Source organism: Microbulbifer maximicatervae (SeqCode) (genome assembly GCF_056232625.1).
In genome coordinates, this window is the sequence record NZ_CP174324.1 from 2,070,296 (window position 1) to 2,085,308 (window position 15,013).

The window sequence follows — 15,013 nt, forward strand, 5'->3', positions numbered from 1 at the left end:
CGATTTAGAGCTTTTCACTCAACCGCCGATCAAATACCTCAGATAAACCCCGAACATAAGGGTCTCGAACAAGGTTTGTATGATCGCCCTCAACCTCTATTTGAATAATTTCCCCTTTCGCATAATGGCTCCACCCATAATCACTCAGCTCAGCGTCGCTACCTGGAACTCGGTACAACTCTAAATCTATTCCTGCAACTGCTGGACGATATACCGATAGGGCAAACCCTATATCAACAAGATAATTAAAATATCGATACACTATAGACCTATCCAGCTCCTGAGGAACGAAACCAGTAGAAAAAGCATCATTAACCAACCTATCCACACCCTGATCAACATCAAGAGTAGAAATTTTTTCCCAGTCAAATTGATCTTCAAACAAACCTTTAATTCGATCAAACCAGGAAAATACAGATTTATTTAGATTTTCAATTGGCCTTTCATCAAATAAACCAACATAACCAACTTGGTACCCCGCATTCTTTAATTGAACGGCAACCTCGTAAGCAAGGGACCCACCCAGCGACCATCCTACTAAGTGGAAGGCCCCCCCAGAATGTTGGTTAATTAGAGCCCGCATATAAAATCTCGCCAATTCCTCGAATGAACTAAAACGATATTCTTCCGTAAGTGCAGGAGCCTGAACGCCATAGACAGTACCAGCAAAATTCATACTATTTGCCAACGTCGTATAGCAGCCCACATTTCCTCCCAAAGGATGAAAGCAGAAGATCTGACTATTACTAGCTCCGTGCTTTAATTTAATAAGACATGAATCAGCCAAGTTAGAAACTATCAACTCTGATAATTTACTAGCAGGATTAACATTAGGACCTGGACCAACAGAGGTAACGCTTGAAGCAAGAGTCCTCAAACCATTCCTGTACAAATCGACCAACTTCTGTACCTCACTCTCCGTATATTGAGAAGAGCTATACTGGAGGTTACAACGTAACTTTCCTCCTGTTGCAATCAAAGTCAAGGTGATCCGATGGGAAGGCCGCCTTCTTGGGCTAACGTTTGAACCAGTTGACTCGCTAGCGACAGAAAAATGATTATTCTGCTTGGTAGATTGGTCAAACTGGCCCAGATAATTAAATAAGATTTCCGGTTTTGAATAGGTTTCTATAAGTGAGTGCCCCAGCATATATCTGTAAATACCATAACCTATACCCTGTGAAGGAACTTCATTAAGTTGAACCTTAACAGCCTGAAGCTGCTTGAGTAGGTTATCACTTGCCACTTCCAGCGCTATAGGGTAAATAGATGTAAACCAACCAATGGTTTGACTTAAATCGAGACCTGAATCCAAGCCATCCCTACCGTGACCCTCAACATCAAAGCGAACGGTATCTTCACCATTCCATTGTTTAATCGAAATTGATAATACGGTTAACAATAATTCGTTGATTTGAGATGAGTAGACTTCACCAGCCTTCAGCAAAATATCCTGAGACTCGCTTATTGGCAACTCAAAACCTACATTAGAAAATTCTGAAAGAGTCATAATGTCATCATGCGAATCAACATCAAGCATATCGAGATTAGACCAGTATTCAATTTCATCAGTGAAATTTGGAGAGCGAGAAATTTGCAGTAAGTAAAGAGCCCAATCTTTAAAAGAACTAGTCTTGAATCCCGCGGAAAGCGGCTGCTTATTTACTAACTGGGTCCAAAGCAGCTCAATATCCTGCAATAGGATCCTCCAAGAAACACCATCAATTATTAGATGATGAACAATCAACAATAATCGGCCCTCACCACTTAGATTCTCAATAAAAATAGCTTTTATCAACGGACCATCTAAAATAGATAAACTTCTCTGCGCCTGTTCCGCAACATCTGAAAAACCCGAAAATGAATCATCTTCAAAAAAATAACTTTCGACACTAGTAGATATCAAATCTTCAATTTCGAATTGATACTTACCTATCCAGCTTGTATCTCTGTATTCAAAAGTTAGCCTGAAGGAGTCATGCTTACTAAAGACAACTCTCAAAATAGACTTCAACTTTTCGACGTTAAAACCGGGCGGGGTCTTCAAAACTATTGACTGATTATAGTGATGCAGATCCGTATCATCTTGAAAAAATTCACTCTGTATAGGGATCAAGTTAAGTGTTCCCGAGACGGGTTCCTGAGAGACCTCAATTTTATTTAAATTTTTAACATTCGGTGCAAGTGCCGAAATAGTTTGATACTCAAATATTTGCTTGACACTAATTTGGTAACCTTCCTTAGCAGCACTGGAAACCAACTGTAAAGAAAGAATTGAGTCGCCACCAATCTCAAAAAAACTCTTCGTCGTATCAACCCTTGAAATCGGAACACCAAGAACTTGCGCCCAAATAGCTCGAAGCTTAGTTTCAATAAGGCCTTTAGGTTCAGTTATATCAACAAGACTAAAAGAGTCCTCTGGGATGCGCAGCGCTTTACGATCAATTTTTCCATTAGGAAGAACATTGAACTCATCAACTTCAATGATCATTGAAGGAACCATATAATCCGGAAGGCGCTCCTTCAGGAAGCGCCTTAGACATTCAGGTACTGAAAAATCTCCCTCAACCTTAAACCCAGTTGACTCCACCCAAGCTATCAGCTGTTTCCTACCATCCGGGCATTCTCGCACGTCAATAACAGATGCTGATACAATGCGATGCTCAGAGAGCCTTTGCTCGATCTCTCCAAGCTCTATTCTAAACCCTCTCAATTTCACTTGGTCATCAGCACGTCCATGGAATACTAAATCACCATTTTCCAGGTAACGAACTAAATCGCCAGTTTTATAAAGCCGAGCTTTAGGTAAGTCAGAAAATGGATCACTGGAAAAACAATCCGCTGTTACTCCGTCGTTATTTAAATAACGCTCTGCCAGTATTCCACCTCCGATATATAATTCTCCTACAGCCCCCCATGGAAGAAGATTTTTATGCTCGTCCAGTACATATAGCTTCCTATTCCCTATAGCATTTCCAAGAGGAAGGTATGATTGTACTTCCGTAACATCCGCAATAGTAGTTGTTATTACAGCTTCTGTTGGTCCATAGGCATTATACAGCTTACACGTTTTGTCAATATTTAGCTCTCGCCAACGTCTTACCAGACCAATTGTAGGAGCTTCACCTCCAACAACGACTCTGCTTAGGGTTGATTTATTCCAAAATCTAGAATTAACCGCGTCATCTAATAATAACTGGGAAAGGTAGTTAGGCGATAGATCCGTAATCGTGATTTTATTTGCATCTACAAATTTTGAAAACTCAATACCACTCCATAAGTCCTTTTCCCGCAAATATACTCTCGCACCAACTGTTAAAGCAGCAAACACTTGCTCCCCAAAGGTATCAAAACTAAATGATGCAAACTGTAGCACTCTGTCCTTATCTGATATAGATAGAACTTTAGTTATAGCCAGTATATGGTCGCTCAAAGCATCATAATTAACGACGACACCTTTTGGTATTCCTGTGGTACCAGAAGTATAGATTGCGTACACAGGACTCTTACGGCTACGTTTTGGAGCTATAAAGTCAGCTTGCCCTTCACTTACCCAGTCATATAGATCTAAGACAAACTGATTATCAACATCAAAATCAAACCTACCCACTAAATGACTCAGAGTGAGTAAAGCCCCTGCTCTAGAATCTTTGAGCATAAACTCTAAACGCTCGCGCGGATAATTCGGGTCAAGGGGTACGTACGCAGCTCCGGACCTGAGAACAGCCAGCACAGCAACAATCATCTCAATCGATTGATTCATGCAAATTGCCACAAAGGATCCTTCAGAAATACCGGACCTGATCAAATCATCTGCCAATCTATTTGAGCGCCGATATAACTCACCATAATCTAAGCTCTCCTCCGAAAAAGTTACCGCATGCTGCCTCGGGAAACGTGAGGATTGCAGCGTAAATAGATCTAAAATTGCATGATCGCTCTCACTCACACCAGGCCCAACACTCTCCTCGTTGATTCTATTTAAATCACTAGAAGAAATGCAGGACAGCTCTCCTAATTTTCCTTCAGTACAGCTTGAGATATTCTGTAACAATTGTTCCAGTTGCTCAGCCATTCTTTGAATTCGAGACTCAACAAATAAGTCTGTATTGTATTCAAAGCTTAATTGAAGCCCATCTCGCAATTCTGAAACATTTAACGTTAGGTCATATTTTGCTACTGAACGATCAAACTCATAAAACTCAACACTAATATCCTCCAGCTCAGCCTCAACTGGACTATTAGTATCCATTGAAAGCATAATCTGGAAAAGTGGTGAGTAAGCGGTGCTACGTTCAGGTTTCAGTAAGTCTACCAGCTGTTCAAAAGTAAGCTCTTGATGAGAAAGAGCATCCAGATTAACTTTTTTTACTTGGGAAAAATACTCATGTAACGATTGACTGCCATCACAATCCAATCGTAAAACCAAAGTATTCACAAAGAATCCTACAACCGACTCAATCTCCTTTTGCGATCTATTTGCAACAGGAGTTCCCAGTACTATATCGTGATCATTACTTAATCTTGACAGTAAATAGGCGAATGAACCGTGAAGCAACATAAAGAGCGTTATATTGTATTTCTCCGCAGCGCCCTTTAAATTAGACAATAACTTGTTATCTAGGAGTCTATGTATAGTCTTGCCGGAATACCTTTGCGTAATAGGACGAACAAAATCCAGTGACAAATTATGCACTTGAGGTATCCCAAGCAATTGGGTCTTCCAAAAATTTCTCAAATCTGAAAGCTTATCGCCAAGCAACATCTGTTTTTGCCAAACAGCATAATCTATATATTGAAGTGGGAGATCCACCTTTCTAGGGGCCTCTCCCCTACCTATGGCCTGATATATATCAAGAAATTCTTGAGCGAGTATCCGCATAGATCGTCCATCAGCAGCAATATGATGAACATTGATGATTAGCACTCCATAATCCATCGGTGACTTAATAAAAGTTGCCCTAAGCATCAAGTCAGCTGTCAAATCAAAAACCCTGGATATTTCACTCTTAATTGTAGCGTCTATTTTCTCCTCAATCTTCCACCTTGATTCATTTCCAAAATTTATATACTTGAGAAAAAAGGGACTATATTCAGAAATTACCTGTTTAGCTCCATCACCATCATCAATATAATTAACTCTTAATATTTCATGCCTAGAAATTAGAGCTGCAAACGCGACCTCTGCAAAATTGATATTAAATTGTCCGGAAATTTTTATCGCCAGAGGTATATTATATTGACTGCCACCTCCTTCCAGCTGATCAATAAACCACAATCTTTGTTGTGGAAGAGAGAGATCAAAATGTTTCGCATCTCTATCGACTGGCTCAACCTTTGAATCAACACAATTATTTTCTGAGTTTTCTATTATACTCGCCAATAAATGTAACTCAGGGGCCTCAAATACTTCACGAACAGATAACTTAACATTAAACTTATCAGACACCTCTGCCACTAACTGAACTGATAGCAATGAGTGTCCCCCTAGCGAAAAGAAATTTGCGTTCTGCCCTATATTTTCAACATCCACTTTGAGTAAGCTAGACCAAATAGTAGCTAGAAATCTCTCTATTTCCGTTTTCGGGGCTAAATATTCCTCTCCTAGATCATTTGGCTCCGTAAGAGCTTTTCTGTCTATTTTACCGTTAGGTGTGATCGGCATTACATCGAGTATGGCTAGTCGCGTAGGTACCATATAGCCAGGAAGCAGTTCTCCGAGTCTCCTGCGAATATCATCTTTAACAAAATTAACCGAGACCGAAATATCAGAACTCAGAACAACATAACCTGCCAAATATTTATCATCCCCGCCACCCCATACTTTCACTGCTGCGTCCTTGACATCAGACAGAGTACTCATTGTGGACTCGACATCACCAAGCTCTATTCGATATCCGCGAATTTTTATTTGGTGGTCCGAGCGCCCTACGTAAATCACCTGCCCACTGCAGAGAAGGCGAACTAGGTCTCCTGTCCGATAAGTTCGACCTTGAGAACTCTCCCCGAAAACAGAATTTGTCAATGATATTTGGTTATTATATCCACTATTGACACTAGCCCCCGAAATTAAAAGCTCGCCAACCATACCACCGGGAACCGAGTTTCCACTACGATCGACAATATCAAAATTTACGCCCTGTATCGGTTGACCTAAAGGAACAGAGATTCCAGACTCCTCGCCAGTTACAGAGGAATAAAGGACATCCGACAATACCTCAGTCGAACCATATAAGTTGAAGAATTTAACGCCTTTGAAAAGGCTAATTGATCGTTTGGATAAATCTATAGAAAAAGCTTCGCCACTAACAAACCAATATTTCAGGCTTGTCAACTCCGCGGAAAATGATTCTGTTGCCCTACACATTGCGCGCAATAAAGAGGGAGCAGTGACAATCCGGCTTACTTTCGTTCTTTGTAGTTGAAGGATAAATTCCGGGGTATTTTTAATCGTATCTCGCTTGAAGAGAACTAAAGGGACACCGGCACACATAGGTACGAATAGCTCCCAAACAGCCCTTACAAACGCCATCGAAGTAATATGACACGCTATTTCCTCTTCACCAAACGGGAAGTCATTTAACATCCAAGCAATACGATTTTGTGTGGCTCCATGAGTACCCAACACTCCCTTCGGACGTCCAGTTGAGCCGGAAGTATAGATAAGGTGCGCGACAGTACCCCTTCTTATCTCCGAACAAACAGGCTTATCAGAACTAAAGGACAAGTACTCCGTGACAGTTGACGGATGATCTAGAGTAATCAACTCAATATTAGGTGCAAGATCTTGAACCCACTGAATTGATTCCAGATCAGTAAGGATCACCTTTGCTCGGCAATCCTCAAGAATATAGGACAAACGATTAGCAGGTAGCTCAGACGTCAGAGGCACATAGGCCGCTCCGAGCTTTAAAATTGCCCAAATCGAGACAACACGATCAATACTTCTTGAGGTTGCGATAGCAACCTTATGAGTCGATCGAACATCAAACTGCTTAAAAAGATAATTGGCTAACTGATTAGCTTTTTGATTCAGATCGCCGTATGAAATAGCCATATTTTCCATAATAATGGCCGGCTTGTTCGCGTAAATCTCTGCATTTTCTTCGAATACATCAATTATACTTTCGAACTTCTCATCAGTTCTCGATAGCGCTGCCCCAGACCAACCATGGCCATTCTTCCATGGAATAGAAAATACTGCCGCTTCTGGGTTGCCCACAACGTATGATAAAAGAAATGCAAACTCATTCGCTATCGTTTTTATCGTAGCTTCATCAAATAAGTTTGCATCATAGACCCACCTAAAACTTAAACTGTTGTTTTCAATATTTTCGTTGATATATAAAGTTAAATCATACTTATGCTCTATCTCTCCGGCAGATTTCAAAGGTTCAATTTCCAAGCCAGGAATACCGGCAGTCTCTCCTCCAATATTATCCATATTGATGAGAATTTGAAATATCGGCGTAAATTCCGTGCTCCTTTCAGGGCTTAAATGTTCGACGATAAGCTCAAGAGGTACATCTGCATAACTAATCGCCTCAAGATGCTCGTTACGGCAACGAGCTATTAGTTCATTGAAACTTGGATTATCTAAGAACTGTGTTCTAAATACCTGCGTATTTAGAAACAACCCTACCATAGAATCAAGTAGCTGGTTATTTCGACTAACCGATGGCGCACCTACTACAACGTCAGATTCGTTGCTACATCTTCCAATATGTAGTGAAAGCCCAGCCTGCAATAACATAAACAATGTTGCTTCATTCTTTTCCGCTAGAAGCTTTAATGAAGTCGTTATTTTAGAATTAACTCCATTGTAAAAAATGCCTGTGCTTTTCTCACCACCGCTTACCCGGATCCTATCTGTAGGGAGACTATGTATCGGAGGAGCATCGACCAGCTTCTCTTCCCAAAATTTAAGCTTCTGAGCTAAAGTAGCTCCTTCCATGTACCTACGTTGCCATATAGCGTAATCCCCATACTGAACATCCAGCTCCTTTAACTCTGAAGATCTATTTTCCTTTAATGACGTATATATATGCGAAAACTCGTCAAATAGAACTCGCATTGACCACCCGTCTGCGGCAATATGATGCAATGTAAGTAATAGAATTCTATAACTGCTGCTAAACTCCAATATAGAGCCTCGCAACAGTAAGTCCTCCTGAAGATCAAATTTATAAGAAGATTCCAGTTTAATAGTTTCTATAATTACCGCATCTTGCTCTTCAGGTGAAAGCCTATTTAGTTTTGTAACTTGAAAAGAAAAATCAAATTCCTCTCGTACTACTTGTATCGGACCTTGCTTCCTCTGATAAAAGCACGTTCTCAGGATTTCGTGCCTTTTAATAACCTTATTTATGGCTCTGTTTGCAACAACCACATCAAAATCGCCGGAGATCTTGAAGGCATGGAACATGTTATATTGAGTCGAGTCTGGAGATAACTCATTTAAAAACCAAAGCTGCTGCTGAGCAAATGAAAGTGGTAGCTCAACAATATTTCTATCTCGAGGAGTCAAGCGTACCTCAGACGAACCGGCACCGGACGTAGTAACCAACACTGAGAGCTGCCTTAATGTCCTTGCACTGAAGACATCCTGCACAGTTATACGGACATTAAGCTTATCTTCAATAAGGTTAACTAGGCGTACACTTAATAGTGAATGCCCGCCCAGGGCAAAAAAATTGTCATTGAGGCTAATCCGCTCATATTCTAGCCCGAGTAAGTCGGCCCAAATACCTGCAAGAATTCGCTGGAATTCATTTTCGGGAGCTAAGAAATTAACGCAGCCTAGTAAAGCAGGTTTAGGTAACGCGCTTTTATCTAACTTACCGTTAACTGTGAGTGGTAATTCCTCTAATACAGAAAAAGCAGCAGGTATCATATGCGTCGGCAACCTGGATTGTAGCGCTTCCAGCACCCAAGTAACTAATTCTTCACCATTTGCATTCTCTACGGGGCATAAATATGCAACTAACTGACCTGGAAGATCATCCCGAACTAACACTACCGCGGATTTGATTCTATTTAGATCCAATAGTGCGGCTTCAATTTCTCCAAGTTCAATTCGAAAGCCACGTATCTTTACTTGTTCATCAGCTCGACCGATAAACTCCAGGCGACCATCTGAAAGTTCACGAACTAGGTCTCCTGTGCGATAAAGCCTCTCACTCTCGTTATTGGGGTTAAGTATAAACCGATCAAAATCTAAATCCGGTCTGTTATAATACCCTCTAGCCAGCCCCACACCACCAATATACAATTCTCCGATAGCGCCAGGTGCAACAAGCTGCTTGATCTCATCGAATATATAACAATAGGAATTGGCTATTGGCCTCCCTATGCTCTCCCTGTCAACCCTACCAACATAAGATTCGCGCAGAGATGTTATCGTACACTCTGTTGGTCCATATAAGTTGAAATATGTACGCCCTATAGACCAGTACCTAGCAACATTGAGTGGGCAAGTTTCTCCTCCTGTGCCAATGACCTTGAGAGAGGGTAATAATTGCTCTCTCTCAGCAGCAAGTACGGCTGCAGGGAGAATTGCATGAGTTATATTTTGATCTCTAATTATTGTAGTTAAATCAGACTGAAGGTCTACCAAGTAAATAGTTGCCCCAGAATTTAGCCCTGCAAATAACTGCCCAGTAGCTGGGTCAAAATTAAACGATATACAATGTAGCAATCGATCACCGCAGCCGAGTTTAAAATCCTGGATTTCTACATGGTTGAGATTGAGTAAACTCAGGTGCTCAACTAAGACGCCCTTTGGACGGCCCGTCGACCCTGACGTATAAATTAAGTATGCTAATTGACGGCCATCTCGCTCTACAGCAGGCGCTTCAGGCGACTGCTCCTGCCAAGAACAGCGATCGAGCCACAACACATCAACTGAAATATTGTCCAGTAGTGACTGACTTTCAGTTTCTCCCAGTACCAGACTAGCACCACTATCTTGTAGCATAAAGTTCAGGCGAGTCTTGGGATATGCAGGATCAAGGGGCACATATGCTCCTCCTGCCTTCAACACCGCTAATATGGCAATCACTAAGCGAGGTGTTCTCGGTAAACACAAACCAACTTTGCTTTCCGGTACTACCCCATTATTACGCAACAAATTGGCAAGCTTGTTGGCTTGTCGATTCAACTCACCGTAGCTAATTACTTGCCCCTGCCAAACAATTGCCGCAACATCAGGTTGTAATACTGCTTTCCCTTCAAAATGTTGTTGAATATGGCCACTAGGAACTGGTACTACTTCGCCACGAAGACCCATTTGAGCGGAGGGTTCAACTAAAGGTATTCTTTCAAGCTTATCATTTCCGTGTAAGGGAATATTTCTCAACATTATCATCAATTGTGTTGCTAGTTGACGAATATGCCCCTCATCGAATAATTCATTGTTATAGTCGAATTGAAAACCCAGGCCTGATTCTTTGTCGGTCACACTTAGAGTTAATTCAAATTTTGCTTGAACATCCTCCTGTTCAAAGCTGCATAGCCGAGTACGAGGCAACTCCAAATTAGTTCGCTCATTATTATCCATCGTAAACAAAACTTGGAATAATGGGCTATATTGGGTACTTCGTTCGGGGTTAAGCCTCTCAACTAAGTGCTCAAATGGAACGTCCTGATTTGCCTGTGCATCTAAATTGACTTGCTTTACCTGCTGTAAATAGGTAGATAGAGTTTGTTCTAGGTTGCAGTTGAGTCTCAGCACTAAAGTGTTAACAAAGAACCCTATCATTTCCTCCAGTTCTTGTTGTAAACGACCGGCAACAGGTGTACCCACTACGATATCGCTTTGGCCGCTATGGCGAGATAATAGCAAGGCAAAAGCACCATGTAATAGCATAAATAACGTCACCCCACTTTCTAGAGCAAACGCTTTCAGAGCCTCCCCGTTACGTTTATCTAAAGTTAAACAAACTCGCTTTCCTTTTTGACTCAATTTTTGTGGGCGCGTGTAATCCAATGGCAGATTATGAACAAGGGGTAGTTCACGAAGCTGCTCATCCCAATATTCCAACTGGCAAGTAAAAGCCTCGCTGTTAAACCAATTTCTCTGCCAACTTGCATAATCTGTATACTGAAAAGGAAGCGGCGGCAACTGATCACTCATACCTGCCAAAATAGCTTCGTACTGTATTCCAAACTCTTTTACTAATAGCCCTATTGACCAACCATCAGCAGCGATATGGTGCATATTAATATATAAAACACCTTCATCCTCAGCTGTATGTATGTAGCCCGCGCGCAACATTAAGTCATGGGCCAAATCAAAAATTCTGTTCTGTTCTTTGCTAAGCTGCTGCTGGATTTTTTCAAAACGTTGATCTGTAAAAAAATAACTAAGGTCTAAACGTACTAGCGAAAAAGTGTCGGAATCCTGTATACGCTGTTCTACACCTTGTCCTTCATCAACGAATACAGTACGTAAGGAATGGTGACGGGAAATGATTCGAGTAAATGCCTCTTCGGCTGCCTCTTCTGAAAAGCTCCCGGTAACCGAAAAAGCGCCAAACATATTGTAATGGGGACTACCACCTTCAAGTTGATCAATAAACCAAAGGCGTTGCTGTGCAAAAGATAAAGGTATAGGACCGACAATATCACATGACGGGCTTATCTGAGGCCGTAGGGCAGATTCTTGTGTTTGATCAATACGTCGCGCAAATTCAGCCAATATTGGGCATTCAAATATTTCTCGAACTGACAATTCCACGCCAAATTCAACACGTACAGCAGCAATCAGACGTACAGATAGAAGTGAATGCCCCCCAAGAGAAAAGAAATTTGAATTAGCTCCAATTTTGTCTCTTGGCAACTGCAATAAATCAGACCAAATATTTACAAGCCTTTTTTGAATTTTTCCCTCTGGCTTTACATATCGGCTATGTGACTCAATACGACTAGGCTCTGGAAGCGCTTTTTTATCAACTTTACCATTGCTGGTTAAAGGTATTTTATCGAGCTTCACATAAAAGGAAGGATGCATATATGACGGGAGTTCATTGGCAAGTGTGCTCTTTATCTCCTCCACTTCGTCACCCACCAATTCAGGGTGACGAAACACAATATATGCAATTAGATATTTCTGCCCCTCAGTTAATTCACGATACATGACAACTGCCGTTTCAACGTGCTCGTGAGAAATAAGATGGTACTCTATTTCACCCAACTCAACTCGATAACCTCGTATTTTGATTTGGTCATCTATCCTACCAACATATATAAGCTCCCCTGATGGACGAAGCCTCACTAAATCACCCGTTCTGTAGTATCTCTCACCTTTTGGTATCATCGACACAAATCTTTGACTGGTGAGATCTTGCCGATTCAGATATTCCTTAGCCAGACCATGCCCACCAATGTATAATTCCCCTACCGCCCCTAAAGGAACTTCAGATCTATGTACATCTAGGACCTTTACTCTTACATTATTCAGGGGAATCCCTATATTTGGATATTCTCCTTCTATAACACTATAAGTACTGTTTACACAGCACTCCGTAGGTCCATAGACATTTATAGCTGAACGCTCATGCAGAGTTTTCCATTTAACCAGACGATGCCATAAATCTTGAGATATCTCTTCACCACCAATCACTAAGTTTGGAAGACTGGAAGCCAAATTTTGGCTAAACCAACTTTCAAGAAGGGAGGGGGTGCAGTCCATAACCTGAATATTAAATTTAGAGATTAGCCTTCTGAGTTTAGCTCCCTCTCGCTTTATATCCTCATCAACAATGACAAGGGACACGCCACCAGCCAGCTGAATAATACTTTGTAACGAAGCATCAAACGCATAAGAAGAAACCCAACCCCATACGTCCCCCTCTTTAATTAACCCCCAATCTCGCATATTATTGGCCAGATTGGTCAATGATTCATTCTGAATAAGCGCCGCTTTGGGTTGTCCAGTTGAACCGGAGGTATAAATCCCGTACGCCAAATCCTTACTGGAGTCTCTATCATATATTGTGAGGTTCGCAGTCGAACACTGTGCTAACTCAGCCTTAAAGAAGGCATCATCAACAGTAATACTACTCACCCCTTTTACCCGGTTCTGTAAAGATTTATGAGTTATAAGTAACTCGACACCACTGTCCTTGAGAAGGAAGTCTAAGCGTGACGAAGAACTAGACGGATCTAATGGGACGTAGGCTCCCCCAGCCTTCCATATAGAAAATATGGCCACTATAATATCGATCGAACGGTTAAGCAGCAGGCCTACTAGTACATTTTCTTTAACACCATTTTCTCGAAGGTAACAACCAAGCTGATTTGAATGTTCATTCAGCTGTGCGAACGTGAGAAATTCATTACCATTAGATACAGCTATTTGGTTGGGCCTATTTTGGATCTGACTTTCAAACTGAGAGCAAATACTTTTAAAAGTAGTAGAATTGAACTCTGGAGCCGAATCCAACTTATGAATAAGTTTGAGTTCGTTATCATCAATATAATTTAAGTGTCCGATAGGGCAATCAACACGAACTACTATGTCTTTCAGCAAGCACTGAAGATTAACTGCCATTCGAACAACAGATTCCAACAAAAACAGCTCTGTATCGAACTCAAATGTCAAGCGAATACTATCATCAACTTCAACAGCGTTTAGCAACAATTCAAACTTACTATGACCAGTTTGGCTTTCTATAAACTCCAACTCAACATCTGGCAAATTTAATGTCTCAGACTGAGTATTATTCATTGAGAACATGATTTGAAATAACGGCATATAACCAGTATTTCTGTCAGAGCATAAGCGCTCGACCAATTGATCAATTGGCACTTCTTGATTGTTTAGAGCATCAAGGTTAACTTTCTTGACTTCATTTAAGTATTCGCTAAATGCAACTTCAGAAGTACAAGTAGTCCTAAGTATAATTGTGTTAGCAAAAAAACCAATTAGGTTTTCTAATTCTTTAGAGCCTCTATTGGCTACAGGCGTACCTATTACAATATCTGACGAAGAGGAATACTTGGCAAGTAACACGGAAAATGCTGCATGCAGCAACATAAATAGGGTGACATTATTTTCTCGAGCTATTTTTTTTAGCTCTAAAGATAATTGGCGATCTAAGTTAATCACATACCTGGATCCACAGGTATTAAATTTTTTTGAGCGGGGTTTATCTAACGGTAGGGTGTGAACTGCAGGAAGCTCTTGTAAATTGGACTCCCAAAAATTAAGCTGAGTTTTAACGCGTTCACTTTTTAAATATGTACGCTGCCAAATCGCGTAGTCCACATATTGTACTGGTAAATCAGGAAGTAGCCAGCCCTTATTAGAAGTGAGTTTCTCATATAGCGTAGCAAATTCTCTTAGCAAAACCCCAGTAGAATGGCCATCTGAAGCGATATGATGCATACTAAAGGTTAAAACTCCTTCTATAGGGGATACCTTTGCATAGGAAACACGCAACATAAGGTCTTGAGAGAGATCAAACAGACTTACTCCCTCACGCTCAATCAGGTCTTTAATCTGCTGACTTCTTTCTGCATCGGATAGCCCAGAAAAGTCTAATCTTCTAATATAAAAATCATTGTCTTTAAGCACCTGTTGATACGGTTCACCCTCAACTTCCACGAATATTGTCCGGAGAGATTCGTGGCGATCTATAATGATACGAAATGACTGTTCCGCTATATCAACATCAAACTTTCCAGATACTTTCAGCGCACCTGGCATTATGTATTCTGCTCCATCACCCATTCTATCTAAAAACCAAAGACGTCGCTGAGTATCGGATACCGGAAGTAAGTCAGAACTACGAACCACTGGGACAATCTTAGCTAGATCATCAATTTCTATAGCGCCTCGAGAATCATTCTCTAAAAACGACTGAAGAGACACTTTGTGCTCTCTAATCATTTCAACAAATTGAGGTTTAAGCTTGCCCTTTTTTGCCTTTGCTTTTAATTTCCCTTCAGCAACATACAAATGGATACCCGCACCATTTAATATTCTTATAACTTCGGCTGTCTTATCCAT

The 15,013-nt window shown here is 41.0% G+C and carries 1 protein-coding gene; it reads right to left on the reverse strand.

Translation table 11 applies throughout. The features are described from left to right. Positions 1-4: 4 nt before the first annotated feature. Complete coding sequence (locus ACJJI6_RS08995) at positions 5-15,013, reverse strand: non-ribosomal peptide synthetase (RefSeq protein WP_475713179.1); 15,009 nt, start codon at positions 15,011-15,013, stop codon at positions 5-7.